Annotated in this window: 19 protein-coding genes and 1 pseudogene; 16 read left to right on the forward strand and 4 right to left on the reverse strand. The window is 33.3% G+C overall.

The features are described from left to right. Positions 1-604 precede the first annotated feature (604 nt). The gene (gene ppsA, locus WAZ07_RS16280; RefSeq protein WP_336473292.1) at positions 605-3220 is read left to right on the forward strand and encodes a phosphoenolpyruvate synthase; all 2616 of its coding nucleotides are present in this window, start codon (positions 605-607) and stop codon (positions 3218-3220) included. Positions 3221-3534: 314 nt separating this feature from the next. On the opposite strand, the gene WAZ07_RS16285 is transcribed toward ppsA, so the two are convergent. Continuing rightward, positions 3535-4392, reverse strand: coding sequence for a metallophosphoesterase (locus tag WAZ07_RS16285; protein ID WP_336473293.1), 858 nt, complete (start codon positions 4390-4392; stop codon positions 3535-3537). Positions 4393-4538: 146 nt separating this feature from the next. On the opposite strand from WAZ07_RS16285, the pseudogene WAZ07_RS16290 reads away from it, so the two are divergent. Continuing rightward, positions 4539-4823 (forward strand): annotated as a pseudogene (locus WAZ07_RS16290) (endonuclease); the annotation flags it as partial. Between the two features lie 692 nt (positions 4824-5515). On the opposite strand, the gene WAZ07_RS16295 reads toward WAZ07_RS16290, so the two are convergent. Beyond that, positions 5516-5812: a hypothetical protein gene (locus WAZ07_RS16295; protein ID WP_336473294.1), complete on the reverse strand. Its 297-nt coding sequence runs from the start codon at positions 5810-5812 to the stop codon at positions 5516-5518. Positions 5813-6172: 360 nt separating this feature from the next. Between WAZ07_RS16295 and WAZ07_RS16300 the strand changes: the two genes are divergently transcribed. Continuing rightward, complete coding sequence (locus WAZ07_RS16300) at positions 6173-6619, forward strand: GNAT family N-acetyltransferase (protein WP_336473295.1); 447 nt, start codon at positions 6173-6175, stop codon at positions 6617-6619. Positions 6620-6972: 353 nt separating this feature from the next. Here the strand turns inward: WAZ07_RS16300 and WAZ07_RS16305 are convergent, their stop codons facing one another. Further along, entirely contained in the window at positions 6973-7797 is an 825-nt protein-coding gene (locus WAZ07_RS16305; protein ID WP_336473296.1) for a VanW family protein, read from the reverse strand. Between the two features lie 706 nt (positions 7798-8503). Here WAZ07_RS16305 and WAZ07_RS16310 point away from each other — a divergent pair. The 6 genes from WAZ07_RS16310 to WAZ07_RS16335 all read left to right on the forward strand — a co-directional run bounded on the left by WAZ07_RS16310 (position 8504) and on the right by WAZ07_RS16335 (position 12010). Next, positions 8504-9010: a hypothetical protein gene (locus tag WAZ07_RS16310; RefSeq protein ID WP_336473437.1), complete on the forward strand. Its 507-nt coding sequence runs from the start codon at positions 8504-8506 to the stop codon at positions 9008-9010. A 132-nt stretch (positions 9011-9142) separates the two neighbouring features. Beyond that, positions 9143-9679: a hypothetical protein gene (locus WAZ07_RS16315; RefSeq protein ID WP_336473297.1), complete on the forward strand. Its 537-nt coding sequence runs from the start codon at positions 9143-9145 to the stop codon at positions 9677-9679. Between the two features lie 98 nt (positions 9680-9777). Further along, a complete protein-coding gene (locus tag WAZ07_RS16320; protein ID WP_336473298.1) occupies positions 9778-10167 on the forward strand; it encodes an immunity 22 family protein in 390 nt (129 codons plus the stop codon). A gap of 172 nt (positions 10168-10339) precedes the next feature. Next, complete coding sequence (locus tag WAZ07_RS16325; RefSeq protein WP_336473299.1) at positions 10340-10903, forward strand: DUF1444 domain-containing protein; 564 nt, start codon at positions 10340-10342, stop codon at positions 10901-10903. A gap of 74 nt (positions 10904-10977) precedes the next feature. Then, complete coding sequence (locus tag WAZ07_RS16330; RefSeq protein ID WP_336473300.1) at positions 10978-11202, forward strand: hypothetical protein; 225 nt, start codon at positions 10978-10980, stop codon at positions 11200-11202. Positions 11203-11491: 289 nt separating this feature from the next. Further along, a complete protein-coding gene (locus WAZ07_RS16335) occupies positions 11492-12010 on the forward strand; it encodes a SecY-interacting protein Syd (protein ID WP_336473301.1) in 519 nt (172 codons plus the stop codon). 359 nt (positions 12011-12369) lie between these two features. Here WAZ07_RS16335 and WAZ07_RS16345 read toward each other — a convergent pair whose 3' ends face one another. Then, on the reverse strand, positions 12370-13254 hold the full coding sequence (locus WAZ07_RS16345; protein WP_336473302.1) for a PhzF family phenazine biosynthesis protein: 885 nt from the start codon (positions 13252-13254) through the stop codon (positions 12370-12372). A gap of 1004 nt (positions 13255-14258) precedes the next feature. On the opposite strand from WAZ07_RS16345, the gene mtnN reads away from it, so the two are divergent. The 7 genes from mtnN (at position 14259) to WAZ07_RS16380 (ending at position 20092) form a co-directional block, all read left to right on the forward strand. Further along, complete coding sequence (gene mtnN, locus WAZ07_RS16350; RefSeq protein ID WP_336473303.1) at positions 14259-14963, forward strand: 5'-methylthioadenosine/S-adenosylhomocysteine nucleosidase; 705 nt, start codon at positions 14259-14261, stop codon at positions 14961-14963. Between the two features lie 69 nt (positions 14964-15032). Beyond that, positions 15033-15467 carry a DUF3221 domain-containing protein gene (locus WAZ07_RS16355; RefSeq protein WP_336473304.1) on the forward strand — a complete coding sequence of 145 codons (435 nt, stop codon included), beginning with the start codon at positions 15033-15035 and terminating at the stop codon, positions 15465-15467. Positions 15468-15510: 43 nt separating this feature from the next. Continuing rightward, on the forward strand, positions 15511-16095 hold the full coding sequence (locus tag WAZ07_RS16360) for a GrpB family protein (protein ID WP_336473305.1): 585 nt from the start codon (positions 15511-15513) through the stop codon (positions 16093-16095). Between the two features lie 234 nt (positions 16096-16329). Then, the gene (locus WAZ07_RS16365; RefSeq protein WP_336473306.1) at positions 16330-16848 is read left to right on the forward strand and encodes a DUF6933 domain-containing protein; all 519 of its coding nucleotides are present in this window, start codon (positions 16330-16332) and stop codon (positions 16846-16848) included. A 254-nt stretch (positions 16849-17102) separates the two neighbouring features. Next, positions 17103-18017 carry a UDP-N-acetylmuramate dehydrogenase gene (gene murB / locus WAZ07_RS16370; protein WP_336473307.1) on the forward strand — a complete coding sequence of 305 codons (915 nt, stop codon included), beginning with the start codon at positions 17103-17105 and terminating at the stop codon, positions 18015-18017. 128 nt (positions 18018-18145) lie between these two features. After that, complete coding sequence (locus WAZ07_RS16375; RefSeq protein WP_090914546.1) at positions 18146-18394, forward strand: hypothetical protein; 249 nt, start codon at positions 18146-18148, stop codon at positions 18392-18394. 15 nt (positions 18395-18409) lie between these two features. Further along, entirely contained in the window at positions 18410-20092 is a 1683-nt protein-coding gene (locus tag WAZ07_RS16380; protein WP_413788903.1) for a M3 family oligoendopeptidase, read from the forward strand. Positions 20093-20154 lie beyond the last annotated feature (62 nt).

Here is a 20154-nt window from a genome sequence, read left to right on the forward strand (position 1 = left end):
AAGCCCAATTTCTTAATATTAATACTAATACTAAGAAATTGGGCTTTTTAATATTGGAATTTCTTAACGTTGTAAATCCGCATTTCCCTAACGCTACACTAAATGATTGGATATTATTTAGTGTGAGTCATTTGTCTTGTGAAATGTTTTTTTCTTCCTTTTAACTTGCGACAATTATGCTCGTGTAAATACATTGATAAAAATGAGAAACTGTGGTAAATTTATATAGATACACTAATAATAGATTTTTGTATAAATTATCCCTATTTTAATTATACACCATAAAATCCTTTTTAGTCAATCCATATTTTTATTTTTTTAAAGGGGGGCTTGATAAGAACATGGAACTTCACCAGAAGCAAGAACGAGTGGGTAGTGTAATTGGTTGATTAGATGAACAATTTTTGTCATATGATTCGTCTTGGTATCGAGCGATAAAGTGAAACTTCCATCAGTGGAGAGTTTTTTCATCTCCCACTGATGGAAAGCCCGACCAATCGGGATTTTACGGGCAGTTATCTTCCCCTATCTTCCTCGTTTCTCTCCGAATCTTGAGGTGGGGGTCTTACTGCCCGTTAATGCGGGATAAATAGGAGGGAAAGACATGAAACCATATGTACTAGAGTTTCGGGAGATCGATAAAACGAGACAAATGGTGGTCGGTGGTAAAGGGATGAATTTGGGCGAATGTTCGAGGCTTGAAGGAATACTTGTACCAGAGGGATTTTGTGTTACCACTGAGGCATATAAAAGAGTTATTGGGGAGAATGAGGAGCTTCATCAATTACTGGATCAACTAGCAGTTCAAAAAATGGACGAACGAGAAAGAATTAGTGAAATTAGTAGGAAGATTCGTGAACTGATTGAGGGGATCGAGATCGAGAAGGGGATTGAAGAAGATATCGATCGATATCTCTTAACTTTTGGCGCCGAGCATGCATATGCTGTTCGTTCAAGTGCTACAGCCGAGGATCTTCCATTTGCCTCCTTTGCTGGTCAACATGATACCTACCTAAACATCAAAGGAAAAGATGCAATTTTACAACATATTAGTAAGTGTTGGGCTTCACTATTTACTGATCGTGCTGTGATTTATCGAATGCAAAACGGATTTGATCATCGCAAGGTTTATCTGTCTGTTGTTATTCAAAGGATGATTTTTCCACATGCTTCCGGAATACTATTTACTGCTGATCCGATTACTTCCAATCGAAAGCTGTTATCCATCGATGCTAGCTTTGGACTAGGAGAAGCACTTGTCTCCGGCTTAGTATCTGCCGATTGCTATAAGGTGCAAGGAGAAAAGATTATCGATAAAATGATTGCAACCAAAAAACTAGCAATCTACGCCTTAAAAGAAGGAGGCGCAGAAACACAGCAAATAGAACCCAATCAGCAAAAAAGCCAAACACTTACTGACCAACAAATTTTACAACTGGCACGTATCGGAAGACAGATCGAAGCGTATTTTGGTTGCCCACAAGATATCGAATGGTGTTTGGTTGATGATACATTTTATATTGTCCAGAGTCGGCCAATCACTACTTTATACCCCATCCCTGAAGCAAATGATCAGGAAAATCACGTTTATGTATCTGTTGGTCATCAACAAATGATGACCGACCCCTTGAAACCATTGGGAATGTCTTTATTCCAGTTAACATCTTTTGGACCCAGGTTTAAAGCTGGTGGAAGATTATTTGTTGATATCACGCATAATCTAGCTGCGCCTGTCAGCAGAAAAACGATAATGGATACCTTGGGACAATCCGATCCGCTCATCAAAGGCGCACTTATGACCATAATAGAGCGAGGAGATTTTATAAAATCGTTACCAAATGATAAAAAAGAACAGAGTCCTGATAAAAGCAATAAAGATATGTCGTTTGCGGGTCTTCAGGCACAAATCGAAAACGATCCGACAATCGTTTCTGATTTGATTAAGCGTAGTCAAACATCGATAGAAGAGTTAAAGCATAACATCCAAACGAAATCAGGATCGGATTTATTTGATTTTATCCTGGAAGATATCCAGCAATTAAAGAAGATTTTATTTGACCCACAAAGTTTGGGTGTGATTATGGCTGCTATGGATGCTTCATCATGGATTAATGAAAAAATGAACAAGTGGTTAGGTGAAAAAAATGTAGCAGACACGCTTTCTCTATCTGTACCAAATAATATTACTTCGGAAATGGGTCTGGCGCTATTGGATGTCGCCGATGTGATTCGTCCTTATCCGGAAGTAATTGATTATCTACAAAATGTAAAAGATGATAACTTTTTGGATGAACTGGTTAAGTTTGATGGTGGACAGGAAATCCAAGATGCTATCAATGCTTATCTCAACAAATTCGGAATGCGATGTCCCGGAGAAATCGACATTACTAAAACTCGTTGGAGCGAAAAACCAACTATACTCATCCCCATGATTCTCAGTAACATCAAAAACTTTGAGCCTAATGCTAGCAAACGAAAATTTGAGCAAGGGCGACAGGAAGCTTTGAAAAAAGAACAAGAGTTATTAGACCGATTGAAGCAATTACCGGATGGTAAACGAAAAGCCGAAAAGACAAAACGAATAATCAGCCTGATCCGGAATTTTATCGGTTATCGGGAGTATCCAAAATACGGCATGATTAATCGCTACTTCGTTTATAAGCAGGCTTTACTGAAAGAAGCCGAACAGCTCGTACAAGCCAAAGTTATTCGTAAAAAAGAAGACATATACTATCTTACTTTTGAGGAATTTCGCGAAGTCGTATGTACAAATAAATTGAATTACCAAACCATCAGCAAACGAAAAGAAGAGTACAAACTATATGAAAAACTAACTCCCCCACGTGTTATCACGTCCGATGGAGAAATCATTACAGGTGAATACAAACGGGAGCATCTCCCATCTAATGCTATTGCAGGTCTACCTGTTTCTTCCGGTGCTATCGAAGGAAGAGCACGTGTCATCTTAAATATGGAAAATGCGAATTTAGAAGAGGGAGATATATTGGTTACAACCTTTACTGATCCTAGCTGGACCCCATTGTTTGTATCTATAAAAGCGCTAGTCACTGAGGTAGGTGGATTAATGACGCATGGAGCAGTTATCGCACGCGAATATGGTTTACCAGCAATTGTCGGGGCAGAAAATGCCACCAAGCTGATAAAAGATGGACAACGCATTCGAGTGAATGGAACAGAAGGTTATATAGAAATACTATAATTTGTTACATTATAAATCATAAAAGAAGAGCATTCGAATTAGGAGAATCATTGATATCGTGTTACTTTTCGGTCTATGGTAAGAACTCTGTTACTAGGACATATAACATGTATGGTGAGGCCTACTAACAAATGCCAAAGAGATGGCAGGCTGTGTATACTATGTAGGAGCATATAATTGCGGGAAAGCAAAATCTAATACTGATACTGCCGAAAGTAGAGCACAAGCTAATTATTATCCTGATAAAAAAGCCGAGAATTTGGAACTGCACCTCCAATTATTAGACACAGTCTAACAATCGGAGGTGCAGTTTTTTATTTAAATTGTACAAATACGATCTCCGGTCTATTAAAAATTCTTTGAGGAATGATACTATTTCCTAGCCCCCTACTTACTATCATTGAAGTATCTTTGTCTTTATACATTCCAGCCGTATATTTTGGTAACAATCCTTGATCAGGTGCAACTAAACCTCCCACGAAAGGTATTCTAACCTGTCCACCATGAGCATGACCTGTAAACACCAAATCTATTTGTTGTTCAGTGTATGCACGGAGATGTTCTGGTCTATGGGATAATAATATTTTAAACCCATTTGGATCGATACCTTCTTTAGCCTGTATGACTTCTTTTGCAACTACACTAATTCCTTCAAACTCAGAGTCACTACTATTACTAACTTTAAATGCTGGGTCATCTATGCCTAAAATATATATTTCTTGTCCATCTTTTTTAATAATGGCATGTTCATTTCTTAAAACTGTAACATTGTATTTTTTTAGGTCTTTTTCTAGGTTCATAAAACGACCTGACCATGCTTCATGATTTCCTGTTACAAAATAAACTGGATAATGTTTTACAAGTTGTTTAACCACTTCCAAACTTACTTTTGCATTATATCGTTCACTATCAATAAAGTCACCTGTGATAACAACTATATTAGGATTAATATTTTCCACTTTTTTTATCAACTTCTTTTGGTTTTCCCCAAACTCGTTACTATGTAAATCAGACAATTGTACAATTTTGAAACCTTTAAATGCACTAGGTATTTTAGTTGATTTTATCGTAATCTCAGTTACACCTAATAAATTATTTTGTAAATAAGAAAATATGCCTAATCCTATCAATAAGCTAATTACAACCGTTAACCTCTTATACTTTTTTCTCATAGTTTCCCCCTTACAGAACTGTGAAAATTATGAATTTCAGGAATAATTATCTACCTTATCTATTAAAACATGAAAAATCATTCTTTGTTGTGTTTTTTACATTAATTATATAGATTCTCTGTCACTGGGTTTTTATCTAAGTAAATCAAGGGGTAACTTCAACTAATTATGATGATACATATTATAATAACATGAAGGGGAAAACGGGCTTAGAGTTAAAAAAGGAACTTCATAATATTATTGATAATCATACAAAGATATCATACAGTGCAGTTTGGGAAGCGCTAAGAGATACTGATGAAGATCCAAATAATAAAAATAATGTACTTCTCTTATATACAGGGCGTTCGCAAGGAAAATTTACAAATGGTTCAGGGGTCGATAATTGGAACCGAGAGCATGTTTGGGCGAAATCTCACGGTGATTTTGGGGCGATTTGAAAATAAATAAGTAAAATCATAATTTAAAAAATATAAAGTGGAAAGGAGTGGTCATAAGGATCACTCTTTTCTCATGTTTATTATACAATCATTGGTTTGTAAGGGATTGGTAGGGAGAGCATCATAGATGTTTTTACTGCAGTAAATAGAGCGGATTCACTTATTGTTTTTTGGAGACTTCTCCTTGAGTGGGAAGATGAAAGTGGGTTTCCATTCTATACAGGTACTGAAGAATACGATTGTCACCATTTTGATAAATACCTAAAAGAGTTTCTAAAGTATTCTTCTGACATTAAGAAGCAATTCCCCAATATTTATCTTGTTACCGTTGAATCGTTAATTAATTTGGATAAAAGAGAGCATTGGGAAAATGAATTTCCTAACATCTCGAGCGAACTATTTAATACTGTTAGAAAAAATTTGTTTCGGGACGATGTTAAAAAGCTAAATTATAAGACTTATCAAAAGGCATTGAAAGAAGCAGGGATGCTTTATTAAACTAAATGAGGCTAATATTCAATAAAACTTATCCTAAAGTTTTTTATTTTAAAGCTATAATAGGCGCTTTGGGCCCGCACTTTGCGAGTTTGTATATGTGATAAAATAAGATTATTGATAGATTTTATAGTACACAACACCGTATCACACATAATATCATTCGGTACATCCTATTTTATACTCTATTAATCCAACAGACCCAACGCATCTAAGAAGATAAGCGCTAGTATCATCGCAATGATATATGTAAGAATTTTGCAAATGAAATGAATCTTAATCCCTAACTTATCCGGAAGAAACCATATCGACAATCCCAAAAGTATACGCCCCGCAGCTAAATATAATTGAGGTAAAAGATTATTATCCATTCTTACCTCCATATACTCTTTACCAGACTCAAACAATACGGCATATACGATCAGTATAATGAAATAAAAAACAAACACTTTCGCATAATTTATCCATTTGTTTTTTCTCAACATATAAACCCTCCTTTTACCTTCTTGCTTCGTAGACATACCACCATATAGTTTTGGAGGTTCGTATTAATAATAACTCTATATCACTTGTATTGGTATGATACATGAAATAAAACAACATGATGTGTATTTATTTCAAATTAATAGTATCATAAAATATAATAGAACTTGGAACAAATAAACAAAAAATACTTTATTATACACATTACTTTTATAACATATAATAGAAAAGGAAGTGAAAAATAGAAAAAGAGGGAAGAATGCTAAAAGGTAATAGTATTTTGGGGTATAAATATGAGGGAATAACGTTTTAATAGTTCAAAAACTACGTGGTTCCCTTCTATATTCGAAAGGGGGATCATATTGAACAAAATATCTTTAAAACCCATTGACAAAAGTAATTGGGAAGAGGCTATAGAATTATCGGTAAAAGAAGAACAACGTACATTTATCGCCTCCAATCTTTATTCTATTGCAGAGGTTCAATTTTTAGATAATTTCTATGCAAAAGGTATATATCTTGATAGTAAGTTGATAGGATTTACAATGTTTGGAATAGACTCTGATGATAATAATTATTGGATTTATAGACTAATGATTGATAAAGAATACCAAGGACAAGGTATAGGTATACAGGCTATATTTCTCATTATTGAAGAGATAAGAAATATTAATAATAAAAATATTCCTCTAATCATGATTGGATATAATCCTAAAAATCTTTCAGCAAAAATTGCTTATAGGAAGGCTGGCTTTATTGAAACTGAATTATCATCTTGGGGTGAACAATTGGCGAAGTTCACTTTATAAAGCCTTATATTTAGTCTTCTAGGTATTACTTTACAAAGAAATTGGGGAACATTGCAAATTTTTTTGTAAACGATACGACTTTATGCCAAATCTGCACTATTTGTTATTATTGGTTTGATAACAAAACATTAAAACTGTAAAAACAAGAAAGGTTGGCAATTTGCCAGCCTTTCTTGTTTACTATCAATCAATTTTAAAATATAAAAAAATAGCAAAACTACTTTCATGGGCTCCTGATTTACCAACTACTTGTTTCATTACAAAATCAAAACACAATAAGCAAAGCCCTAGGATAGCTGACTTCACAATTCTACCCTAGGGCTCTTTCTGTTGCGATGTGTGAAAATCCTTGTCTATAAAGAATCCACAATTTTCTCATCATCTACTTCATATTTTACTAAGCAATCATTTTCCATGACTAGTTCTTTGCCAACTAAGTTACCTGTGACACGATCAACTATTTTTTTATAAACTTTATTTTGTCTGTATACTTGAGCATCTACTTTTTTTACAAAACGATGATCTTCTTCAACGATAGAATACTTATATGGAGGATACTGGGATGCCCTAATTTCTCCGTAGATGTATTCTTCATCAAGATGTAGATTGACTTGATAGGAAATATTTGAATTATTTCTCAACTTGAGATCAATAATACCGTTCATTAAAGTGGCGCCTGTTCCAAATGGAATCACACGTCCATAGTCAGGGAATGGATCGAAACTATGACGATATCTTTCCACTGTTTCCAATTCTAAATGAAGAAACATCCAGTAGAGAAGATTCCCTAACTGACAGAGACCACCGCCTATTCCCTTTATCGCTTCGCCATTCATTAGAATAATTCCTTCTTTATATCCAGCTTTTTCACTGGAATTACCAACAAGATGCCAAAATGAAAATGTTTCTCCCGGTTTAATTACAACTTGGTTTATTTTGCAGATGGCTAGCTTTAGATTGGTGATTTTGTTATATTGCAGCTGTATATCAGTGTCACCTAACTTTCTAATAAGCAAAGATTTATGTTTATAAATCCTGTAAGGTAATGGATTTTGCTCAAATGTTTTTGAAAATTTATGGCCTTCAAGACGGTCACTTATTTTTTTAAACAGCCTACGTTGTCTGATTCTAATAGGAATTAAAAAAGGATATCTTTGTGTTAATAATTTTCTTGCCATTGAGAGTTGAGCTCCTTTATATATTGTATTCAAATTTACACCTTATTCATCATCACTAAGCAAATTGATATGTATTTCTTACTGTATTACCTTATAGCACATATAAAAGGGTTTTACTAACTCATGAGCCAATAGTTAGCGAAGGAAACGTATTTATATACTCACCGTCTTCGTTGGTATCAATTAGAACGTGATTACCTACTAAACTTTTCTGGTGTAGAAAAATGGAAGGTGAGCTCTTTGTTGACTAAGACGAAATTGTTTTTCGTACCATCTTACTTTTTTCGTGAGTTCTTCTATTTGAGCTTGAAGAGATTCAATTGTAGGTTGATTTTGATGAGAAGATGTTGTTTTCATAGATGAATCCATTCGACAAAATGAATCAAATCCCTCCCACACATACGGATTTTTCACAGGATTGTTCTCGCATATACGGCTTGATGCTCTTGTTTTTGATGAAAAGCAAATCCATCAAGAAGCCACCTTAGTCGCCTTCTTGATATGGTGAGTAGGAAATTTGGATGTCCAGTTGGTCAGTCAAACTTCCCTTTTGTTTTCTCTTTTTAAAGATAAGATCTTTTACTCAATCTTATCTTTTTTATTTTTCTTCCTATATAGCTACCAAGGTACCGTGTTATAAGTTAAGTTAATGTATAATTAAAAATAAAGGTTATTTATACCAAGGAGGATAAATATGCGGTTTTGTATGGAATTTGGTGATACGAATTTTATTGGACTTGTAAATGCAGAGCAATATAAGTCATTTGTGGATGAGGATTGGGAATTAGACATGTTGCTACAGCATTTTACTGATGAAATGAAAAATGGAAATATTTTAGTGTTTCAGATGACTGAAGAAGGCATTGAACATTCTTGGGAAGTAGAAGTGGAATTTGGAACGGAAGAAGTAGAGCAAAAGTGTTTCAGAAAAGCAGAAGGCTATATAAGAGTAACTGGGAATCAATTATATGTAGTTGATTACGACTGTCTTACAATGGCAGCACAATTTGAAAGTAATAAAGTGCCTGATAAAAATTGCTCCAATTATAAAATTAACATTGAAAATGGAGTATATAAAGTGGAAGTTCTTCAATTTTATAATGTAGATAACGATAAATATGTTGGGACAAATGAGAAAGACATACTATTAAACTTTATTAAAGTCTCTGCTTTTCAACAAACAGTAAACCGTGTATTTTGGTGTAGTTTTTAATGAGATGTAAAGCTTGTTCTAAAAGAAAAACAAATTTCGAGGAAATAAATTCATTGTACCAACCTTTTTAGAGTTTTTTTCTATTGTTGAATCGCTTAGAAGGCTGCATAACTTTCTTAAGGAGTGATGAAAATGGATATTTTTGAATATCTGGAAGAGTTACAAGAAGATATATTTTCATTACATGTATCGCAAATAAAATCTAAGTATTATGAAATATGTGTTACCCTCTCGTCTACCAATGATGCAAAACGAATTCAATCGGTTAGCCTAGATGTATACAAAAGAAAATTGAGTTTTGGATTATATGAAGCTTCGATAATCGCAAAAGAAGAATCTTCTAAGGCTATATATTATGAATATGACCTCGATAATCATTGGGGCGGTCATTTCTTTGTTTGTGATGATTATCTTCCTCTTGAAGAACAGGATGATGATTGGGCTTGCGATTGGACTAATGAAGTAGAAGGCCCGCAATCTCTTGAGTTTGCCGAAATTTACTCTAAAAATGGTTTTGATACAAATCAAAAGGCAATTGGCCATACTTTATACTTAATCGCTAGAACAGTGTGCTGTTTTATTAGCGTTTGTAACAAGAGAAAAAGTAATATACCTATCTGTATTGGATTTCACGGTCAAGACCCAATAATGCGTATGTGTAGAGAATAACACTCTATCTATTTTTATGAAAAGTAAATTAAAGAACGGGAAAACTTACATATTAATAAAGGTGTAAGATAAGGGCGTTCACCGTAAGGGGAGACAATATGGAGTATAGAGGGATGGTTTCGTTGTGGATCGGGACAAGTCAATCATTTAATCATCTTGAAGAATATGTTGATGTTGAATATACAGAAGATGGAGATATAATACATTCAAAGTTTGGAGTTAACTTTGGTTTTGGTTATTACGCTGAAGATAACATAGAAGTTAATTTCTATGAGAAACCTAACACCAAAATAGAGGATATTTTAAAGGATTTCTCATATAGTGAGATTATTATTCCAAAATTTAAAGATTTAATGAAAAAAGAAAATATAGAGTATGATATTAATTCCGTTATATTGCTTTATGATTTTCAATACGATGCAGAGAAAGTAAAAGATATATATGAGGATCTAGAATTTATATTTATTGGTGCTGTACCATATGATTAATAGTTTGTTAGATGTCTAATGATCTATCAAAAAATTAAGGAGGAACAAATGAAAATATAAACGGTATGTATGACATGAAAGTAGTGTTTTGGTACTTTATATCGTAATGTTATAGAAGTTAAAAGAGAGTATCGGTTCTAAATACAATAGTTCATGATGGTGGGGGATTTATATGACAACACAATTCTGTAAGGAAGCGGTTGCATACTTAAAAGCAATAGTAAAAGAGGAACTTGATGAAGAGTGCCTTACTTTATCTGAAGAAGATAGTATGGTTCATACATTTTTCAATGAAGATTTAATCATTACATTTTTAGTTGAAGATTATAAAAATGAACTTTTTCATTATATTCAAAATAGGCATATAACAGTAGAAGGCTTAGATGAGGAGCAATTATTAGAAATCGGGATAAATAACCTTTATAAATTAGCAGATGAAAAAGAATTTCAGGTTCACACATTGACTGAAGAATGCTTTGCTTTAACTCTCGATGGGAACTTCGAAGCTAGTTTAATTGTTTTAGATGACTTATGGGATTATTCACTAACAGAATTTGTATCAAATGGTTATGCGGTTGCGATACCAGCGAGAGATATTCTTGTCTTTTGTGATCGTGATGCTAGTAACGGAATCGAAAAATTGAAAAGTATAATAGAGAAAGTTTGGGAAAATGGTGATCATTTATTGATCGATAAAGTTTTAGTAAGAAGTGAGAGGGAATGGAAGTGTTTATAGCCATTTGAAACACTTAAAAGTATAAAAATACTTATTATAGTAGAATAAGTATTTAGAGTGATATGGAAGTTCTTGTGAAAAGAACTGTAAATTGGCGGTTTCTTGATAAATCCGTTAGTGAAGAAACGATAAAAAATATTGCGAAAGAAATAGGGGTTAAAATTCCTACAAATTATATAAATTGTGCTATAAATCATCACGGGGCTGGCGTGAAGCCTTATTGCTTCAAAATTGAAGAAAAAAAAGAGCTTCCGGTAATTTATTATCATTTGATACGAATAGTGGTCAATATATTTTAGGAATTTATCAAGATTATAAGAACATATTACCAATAGGGCTAGTTCCATTCGCAATTGATCCAGCAGGCAATTTAATTTGTTTGATTATAAAGAGAATACTGGTAATCCAATTGTAGTTTTTTAGGAGCATGAAGGTACAGAATCTAAAGAAGAGTTGGCAGATGAAGGAATACCTTATAGCCAGATAGATTCTGGACAAAGAATGTATTTTATGTTACACGAAGTTTTACTGAACTAATTAGTTAATTATATTAAATAGAGGATCAATAATGGTTTGGGAGAAGTGGAAATGAAAGAAGAAATGAAGCAGTATTTTCATAAATTACTTCAGGAGTGGAAAGATTATAATAATTCATTACCAAAATCTTCGTGGATAGAAGAAGCAGCTTCTTTTATATATGAAGGGAATCCAGATGTAGAGGAATATATTTTTTGGAAACCCGTAGAAAAAGATGTATTTCATGATTTTTCTGATATAGAAAAGAAATTAGCAATACAATTACATCATTCGATTAAAGAATACTATAATTCTTATTGGTTTTTTGATTTAGCAGGTAGTTATTTAGAGTATGGACTGGAACTAAATCCTGTTATACCAGGTATTGAACTTCGAGACTTTTATATCTCTTTACAAGGATATAAAAAGGCGCACCATAATGAGTTAAAGAATATTCCTATAGGTATGGAGTGTAATGGGTTGTTGGTAGTTGTAGATAATGAAAATGGACAAGTGAAGATAGAAGATTATGAAACAGGAAGTTTTGAAGTTATTAGTAAAAGTTTAGCAGAACTCATTTCAATGCTCTAATGAAAGGGTATAAGGTCCAATTCGAAATATAAGTTAAGAAGTAATGGATGTGAGTAAACAGATTTAGTATAGCCATATGGACACAAAGAGGGTTTTAAGGAGGAAGTGTCTGTATGAGAATGTTTGTATTGAGTCGTTCATGCCATTTTAAAGAAGGAAAAAATATACCGTATACAATATATCACGTTTTAGCAAGTAAACTTAGCGCTATTCAAGGGGTTTTATAACCGTAAGCAAGTCCGTAGTAGCGCTGGTTATAAAACCTCTCAAGTAATAGAAGATCTGGCTAAAGATTAACTTTTTGGTGTCCCAAATATTGACGATATGGCGGAACAGCAATTCGTTTACAGTATTATAAACTAAATAAAGAACTTGCCTTCAACTACTTTTTTACCAGTACCACCTATATAAAGTTCTATATCCTTTTCTTTTTTTGATATATACAATTCTATTAAACAAGGCATTTTTACAATCGTACCTTGCTCAGCTCGAAGGTGAATAAATTTTTGGTCATTATAATAATTTTGTGCAAGATATGCTCCAACAGCAGCGTTTCCCATTCCGCAAGCGGGATCTTCTATACCTTCTCTAGGGCACAAATTTCTAGTGTGAAAATCAAAATCCTCTCCATAAGTTTCAAATGTAAATACTTGCACTTCACGAACACCTAAATTCTCACACAACTCATGTAACAATTGAATATCACGTTTAACTGACATTAATGCGCTTAAAGAATTTACTGCTACTACTAAATATTTTACACCCAAATCAATCGTTTGAATTGGAAGATTGGAGGCAATATCTGCTTCATGAATTCCCAAAGTGTTAGTAATTACCTTTTTGCTTATTAATGGTGAAATGAATTTAGGAGAACTTTGCTTCATTTTTACAAGTACTTGATTTCTAACGGTTTCAATAACAATTTCACGTAGTCCATTTTGAGTTTCAATTTGATATGTATTCTTTTTATTAGGATCAATTTTCTTGGCATTCACTAAGGCAATACATGCTGCTATTGTTGGATGTCCAGCAAGCGATACTTCTTTATGAGGAGTAAAATAGCGAAATCGAAAATCCGCATTATAAGAAGAATAGACAAATACAGTCTCCACAAGGTTTATCTGCTTAGCGATGCTTTGTAAAGTATGATTGTCTAAACTGCTGGGTTCCAAAAAAATAGCAGCGGGATTTCCCATTAAATCTTCACCAGAGAAGCTATTAATTACCATGAATTCTTTTTCCAATTTAATTCCACACCCCAATATTTAGTCTGTAAACACTAATTTTAATATAAAACAATTTCTGTTGTAATTCTCTAAAATTTCGCAAAGAAATTTCTAAACTTCCATGTACTAATAGAATAATAAAATTTTCACTTAGGAAATAATCGAAAATCTTAGATTGATAAACATGTATTGCTACTCTGTTTTAAAAACATTTTATTTATCTGAATTGGCCCTAGCTAGTCAAAAGAAGAATTAGCGGGTGCTAACATTCAATCTTTTCAATAAATTAAGCCTTGCATTTTGTGAGTACATGTTTGGGTTATTTTTACCATTTATATAAATCCATTTTGATTTTTCAACATATATGTCGTTACTATACAGACCCAAACACGCCATATAAAAAACATGGACAGCGTTTTTTATGAATGTTTTATGTTGAAAAGGAAAAAGAAGGTTATTGGTTAGTAAGAGCGAAGTAAATGATTGTGTATATTCTAAATCTTTATGAAAGGTATGGAATATACACATCAAAAAATGCATGATGATATCAAAAAAGCACTACATAATTATATTATCGTTAACTATATTTCGGATATGCACTACATGTCAACTACTCACCACTTAAACGCTAACACGTTTTGAAGTGGGGGCTTGAAAAAAGCCTGGATTGTTTAGCCTCAGTCTTTCGTGGACTCCGTTCGTAGGTTGTTGCATACCAAGAATGATTCCCTAGTTCTTGGCTCTATGGTGGCTCTATAACAGTTCTGATTGGGAAGGAACGGTCAACCACATGCTTTCTTATATAAGAAGTTGCTAACACCTACAAACATTGGCGAAGGGAAACTACATCCTGATATGGATGGGCAAAACATGTGTGTATTTGCCAAGAGTTATTTTAGGCTATGCCTAACCGAAATTCATCCCTATCTTACCGCTGGGCTCTTGCCCGTCACTCGCTTGAAGGTGGGGACTTCTTTTGAAAATACGTTAAAAAAAGAAATAGTAGGAAAGGACTTTTATCTATGAATCGAATTGCTATCGTGGCGGCATGGGAACCAGAGCTTACGTATTTACATAAATATTATCCAAGCTATCGGAAAGAAAAACGAGCAGCTTGGGAATTTCATTTTCATAATCTGAACGGCATCGAATTGATTTCTGTCATAACTGGAGTTGGAAAAGTACAATGTGCAAGTTGTGTTCAGCTTCTTATTAGTGAATTTCAACCAGAGCAGCTCTTTATGACAGGTATTTGTGGAAGTTTATCAAACAAGGTGAAAAACGGTGATATTGTGGTCGCCACTAAAGTTCTGCAACATGATGTAACAGGAGCGGGAACGGGAACAGATCCGTTTGATTTATATACGGGCAGAGCAGCAAGTATTCAACCTTCCAAACAGCTGATTAAAGAAATGAAAAAGTTGCAATTTGTTTACAACTCTCATTATGGTACATTTGTTTCGGGTGACCAGCGTATTCGTAGTTCAGAAACGAGAGAATTACTTCAGACAGTATACGGAGCACTTGCGGTAGATCAAGAAATTGCTGCATTTTCTTACGTTTGTTATGTGAATGAAAAACCATTTCTTTGTTTAAAAGCTGCTTCAGATCAAGCGAATGATAAAACAGTAGAAGAACAAAAGGTGTTTAAAATGTTAGCTTGTGAGAAAGCATGCGAATATATGTTGGCATTTTTACTGCATTCATTAAAAGAAATTAACGTGTAGAAATTTCATTTATGGTATTTTAACTATTTGGTTATAAATATTTTAGAAAAAGTATTTGGGGTAATGGAGATGCAAATGAAAAAAAATATACAAATAGTTGGCACGATTATATTTTTTGTAATTATCTTCATGATTGTTTTAATTCGGAAAACAGATACAAGTTATGAATTTAAAAAATCTACAACGAAAACAAATAATAATGCGGTTTCTAATAGAATATATGGCTATATTTTACTTAAGGGAGATACTGTGTTTTTCATTGAAGAGAAGCTTATAAAAGACGAATATGACAGAAAACACTTAGAGGAAAGATTAAAAAGGAAAATTCCTGCTGACGCTATTTTACACTTTACTAATCTAAGTTTAGGAAAAGAATTACAAACAGGTGACAAAGTTAGAATAAAGTATAGTGAAATGCTTGAATCTTATCCTGCAAAGATACGGGTTATAAAGCTGGAGAAAATTCATTCAATATTTGAGAATACAGATGTGGATTTGAAATGAAGTTTGATAAAACGGTTTATTAAGTACAATGGAGGACTGTATTGTGGGGAAAAGTTTATCAGAAATGTCACTTGAAGAATTGTGGGAACTGTTCCCGATTATTCTGAAAGAACATAATTCGATATGGAAAGATTGGTATTTACAAGAAGAAAAATTGCTTAGCAACATAATCGGTAATCAATATATTAAACGAATAAATCATATAGGAAGTACTTCTGTTAAGGGATTATTGGCAAAGCCAATGATAGATATATTGCTGGAAATAGCTGAAGACTGCGATTTGAAATTTTTAGTAAGTGTGTTAGAGAAAAACGGATATATCTTCGAAAAGCAACCCCAAAAGCCAGCACCTCATATAATGTTTATGAAAGGTTATACAGAAAAGGGATTTGCTGAAAAAGTATTTCATCTTCATGTTAGGTATATAGGCAATTGGAATGAATTGTATTTTAGAGATTTTTTACAACTACATAAAGATGTTGCCGTGGAATATGGTAACTTGAAAATGCGCTTAATGGATAAATATGAACGTGACAGAGACGGATATACAGAAGCAAAAACAGAATTTGTTAACAAATATACTAAAATTGCGAAAATGGAATTTGAAAACAAATATAACCCGAACTAATGAGAATTTTAATCAATTTTTTTTCGAAAGGGATCCTTTTTATTTTTTTTGTAAATTACTGGTTGTGAGATATTTTTGTTCAAATTTTATTCTAAAACTACAGTTGCAAAAAGTGTATAATTATAGAATAAACAAAAGTGGCTATGTCTATTGAAATATGGGGGAATAATTGTTTTTTTCATAAAATATGGACGGAAATTCAGTTGTTAAATAAAAAGAAAGCATGAGGAATATATGCAACTTATCCAATGTACTAAAAAATTAGCCGGTGAAATGAAAATAAAAGTTCAAAAAGTAGATGCTGCTGATTTCAATCCACTATATTGTTGGCATGCAAACCTTTTTAAGATTGGCCGAAAAAAATGTGTAATGTTTATGAATAACGCTACAAGATATCACTTTGTTATTTATGGCGTATTAAAGAAAGACTTGCAAAACTTACACCTTGTATTTAAGAAGAATTTAACCACAAACTTATTATTAGATGGAATTGATCCTGAGATAATTGAACAGTACTTAAATCAAGATTCAATTGTACAATTTGCAGCAACAAATAATCGAAGTATTATTTCACAAATAAATGAGTCTATTTTCGCTGTAGATCATTATTTTTATCATGAGTTAGTTGAAAAGAAGCAAGAGTTTATAGATTTAGCCGCAATGAATCAATGGCTGAACCATCAAATAATGCTAAAGTTATCGAAATATCCAGTTGAGATGATGAGAGATGTACTTGAAGGGATAAAGAAATAGTAGTTATCCTATAAACCTTCAGTAAATACAAAATAGTAAATAGAGAAAGATACTAACTAGAAGAAATTTAGTCTATTCCGAAAGATATCTCGACAAGGGTTGAGTATGTCTTTTTTTTACATATTTCGATAGTGAAGAATGGCGTCTAGTTTGATTTATTAATTGAATTTTTAAACAAAATAACGTATTATGTTTTTTTGAAACTAAATACATTATAATGGATAGGAAAGATTCTTAGTAAAGAGGTTAGGGAAATGGATAAAGTATACAGCGATTTATTGAATATATTAGATGATAATAAAGTTAAAAAAGATGAGCCGTTAAAACGATACACTTTTACTAAAACGGGTGGAAATGCGGATTATTTTGTTTTACCTACTACGTATCAAGAGGTACAAAACGTAATAAAATACGCAAATCGAAATAATATAGAATTCACTATTTTAGGAAATGGTTCAAACATCATTATTAAGGATGGCGGCATTAGAGGGATTGTTCTAAATTTAACTAAATTAACTAATATCTCATTGGAAAGTAATAAAATAATTGTTCAAAGCGGGGCAACCATTATTGATACTTCGAGATTTGCATTGGAAAATCATCTAACTGGATTAGAATTTGCTTGTGGAATTCCAGGAACAGTTGGGGGAGCAGTATACATGAATGCAGGAGCATATGGCGGCGAAGTATCAGATGTTATTGCAAGTGTATTAGTTCTAACTAGAGATGGCGAAATTCTTAATTTAAATAAAAATGATTTAGAATTAGAATACAGAAACAGTTCCATTTCTAGAGAAGGGCATCTTGTGCTAGAAGCGACATTTGATTTAAAAGAAGGCGATTACAATAAAATCAAAGAAAAAATGGATGAATTGACATTTTTGCGTGAATCAAAACAACCATTAGAATATCCTTCTTGTGGCAGTGTTTTTAAACGTCCTCCAGGTATGTTTGCTGGTAAGTTAATTCAAGATAGCGGGTTGCAAGGAAAACAAATAGGAGATGCCCAAGTATCTACTAAGCACGCTGGATTTATCGTAAATGTAGGTGAAGCGACAGCGAGTGATTATGTAAAACTTATCCGTTATGTACAGGAAACGGTAAAATCTAAATTTAGCGTAGAATTAGAAACAGAAGTAAAAATTATTGGAGAAGAATTAATATCTTAATGGTAGGCACCTCTCGAAATGAGAGGTGTTTTTTTTTTGGCTAATTGGCCGGTAGTAAAACATCTATTTATTTTTGTACCCTCCAATATCCTTTTATTGTAAAATACTTATAGATGGGAGGAATATACATGAAATTTGAAGATAACAGATTATCAGGAATTCAGCTAGGTGCTTTACTAGTGACAGAAGATCATAGATATTTGGTGATTAAGAAAAATGATCATTATTCTCTACTCAATGTTGAAACGATGGAGTGTAGCATATTAGAAGTCGCTTTGGAGCATATTGAAGAAGTGATGGCAGAAGATTTGCAGGAAACAGTGAAGCAAATTATTCCTGCTGAGCATTTGAAACTTGTTGCAAAGAATATTGTATGAAAGGGTGCCTTAGACTTGGATGATACTGAATATTTAGTTATTAGTAATTTGGAAGCGTTACAACAACAATTTAAAGATTTATTACAAACAGAGATTCAATGTAGTGAGGAACTTGAAGGTTGGTTGAAAAGGCAGTCTCGACTTTTAGACGAAGTAGAAGAGCAGCTTAAACAACATTATATTCAATTTCAGTGCAACACCCATGACCAGCAAGCGAAAGAGGCTTTCGATTTTGATCAAAAGCATGTGCAGCCATTAGTGAAACGATACAAAAGCTTGCTAGACAGTAAATACTATGAATCTCCATTTCGTTTGCAGCTAGATCCAAAACATTTCGGTTTATTGAATAAAAAAGTAGAAAATTCAATTCGTTTGTTCAATGAAAAAAATATAGATTTAGAAATTGAAGAAGATGAGTTAGTAACGAAATATTTCGAGATTACGGGTAACTTAACCGTAATGTGGGAAGGTGAAGAAAAGCCGTTAAGCGACATGGAGGTGTATCTTCAAGATCCTGAACGTACGGTTAGAAAAAATACAATGACCCTTATTCAAGAAAGCATGTTATCAGTTGAAGAGGATCTTCAAATCATTATGGATAAATTAATTGCATTGCGACATCAAAAAGCTCAAAATGTAGGTTTGCCAAATTATCGCGACTATATGTTTAGAAAATATGAACGGTTTGATTATACAGCAGCGGATTGTCTTGAGTTAGCAGAAGCAATGCGTCAATATGTTGTTCCGTTACAGAAGAAGCTTCAAGAAAAACAGCAAAAAACTTTGGGGTTACGTACTTTTAGACCTTGGGATATTAGAGCTGTTCCAATAAACGAGAAGCCTTTACAACCAGTACAAAATGTAGACGAGTTAGTAAAAGGTACTTTTCATATTTTAGAAAAGGTTGATTCTCGTTTTTCGGCATTATTACATGAGATGAAAGAAAAGAATCTTTTAGATTTAGAGAGCCGTAAAGGGAAAGCTCCGGGTGGTTTTTGTGAATCCTTACCCGCCTCTAAACAATCGTTTATTTTCATGAATTGTTGTAACACACAAGACGATGCTGTGGTTCTGTTACATGAAATGGGTCATTGTATACATAATGAACTCATTGAACTAGGGCCATATCGAAATGTCCCAATGGAATCAGCAGAATTGGCGAGCACAACAATGGAACTCCTAACGATGGAGTATTGGAATACGTTTTACCCAAGTGGGGAAGATTTCAAAAGAGCAAAGCGTGAACAACTCCGATTGATGATACAATATTTACCCATCATTACTGTAGTTGATCAATTCCAGCATTGGATGTATGAGAATCCAAACCATACGCATGTGGAAAGAAGAGCGAAATTCAAAGAACTAGCGAGAACATATGACTCTAGCTTTGTGAATTGGGAAGGGTATGAAAATTGGTTAGAGACAACGTGGTTGTCTATTTTACACATTTTCGAAGTTCCTTTTTACTATATCGAGTACGCAATTGCCCAAATAGGTGCCCTGCAGATGTACAAGCAATATAAAGAGAATCCAAAACAAACTTTAATTCATTATAAACAAGCGTTATCTTTAGGAAGTACAAAATCAGTAAAAGAAGTGTATGAAGCGGCAGGTATTCGTTTTGACTTTTCGGCGCAAACAATTAAAGAGTTGATGGAGTTTGTGGAGAAAGAGTTGGAGTTATTTGAGGAAGAGTAATAAGGTGTTGAGGTTTTAAATTGCAGTAAATATTTTATTATTAGTCAATAAAGGAAGAATAT

It is taken from the genome of Bacillus bruguierae (assembly GCF_037104725.1).
GTDB classification, from domain to species: domain Bacteria; phylum Bacillota; class Bacilli; order Bacillales; family Bacillaceae_G; genus Bacillus_A; species Bacillus_A bruguierae.

Excerpts from the sequence above, each read along its gene's own strand:
- WAZ07_RS16365 (WP_336473306.1), top strand. The coding sequence starts at position 16,330 with ATGCAACTTATCCAATGTACTAAAAAATTAGCCGGTGAAATGAAAATA.
- ppsA (WP_336473292.1), top strand. The coding sequence starts at position 605 with ATGAAACCATATGTACTAGAGTTTCGGGAGATCGATAAAACGAGACAA.
- WAZ07_RS16315 (WP_336473297.1), top strand. The coding sequence starts at position 9,143 with ATGGATATTTTTGAATATCTGGAAGAGTTACAAGAAGATATATTTTCA.
- WAZ07_RS16310 (WP_336473437.1), top strand. The coding sequence starts at position 8,504 with ATGGAATTTGGTGATACGAATTTTATTGGACTTGTAAATGCAGAGCAA.
- WAZ07_RS16285 (WP_336473293.1), bottom strand. The coding sequence starts at position 4,392 with ATGAGAAAAAAGTATAAGAGGTTAACGGTTGTAATTAGCTTATTGATA.
- WAZ07_RS16375 (WP_090914546.1), top strand. The coding sequence starts at position 18,146 with ATGAAATTTGAAGATAACAGATTATCAGGAATTCAGCTAGGTGCTTTA.
- WAZ07_RS16295 (WP_336473294.1), bottom strand. The coding sequence starts at position 5,812 with ATGTTGAGAAAAAACAAATGGATAAATTATGCGAAAGTGTTTGTTTTT.
- WAZ07_RS16335 (WP_336473301.1), top strand. The coding sequence starts at position 11,492 with ATGAAAGAAGAAATGAAGCAGTATTTTCATAAATTACTTCAGGAGTGG.
- WAZ07_RS16305 (WP_336473296.1), bottom strand. The coding sequence starts at position 7,797 with ATGGCAAGAAAATTATTAACACAAAGATATCCTTTTTTAATTCCTATT.
- WAZ07_RS16320 (WP_336473298.1), top strand. The coding sequence starts at position 9,778 with ATGGAGTATAGAGGGATGGTTTCGTTGTGGATCGGGACAAGTCAATCA.
- WAZ07_RS16355 (WP_336473304.1), top strand. The coding sequence starts at position 15,033 with ATGCAAATGAAAAAAAATATACAAATAGTTGGCACGATTATATTTTTT.
- WAZ07_RS16325 (WP_336473299.1), top strand. The coding sequence starts at position 10,340 with ATGACAACACAATTCTGTAAGGAAGCGGTTGCATACTTAAAAGCAATA.
- mtnN (WP_336473303.1), top strand. The coding sequence starts at position 14,259 with ATGAATCGAATTGCTATCGTGGCGGCATGGGAACCAGAGCTTACGTAT.
- murB (WP_336473307.1), top strand. The coding sequence starts at position 17,103 with ATGGATAAAGTATACAGCGATTTATTGAATATATTAGATGATAATAAA.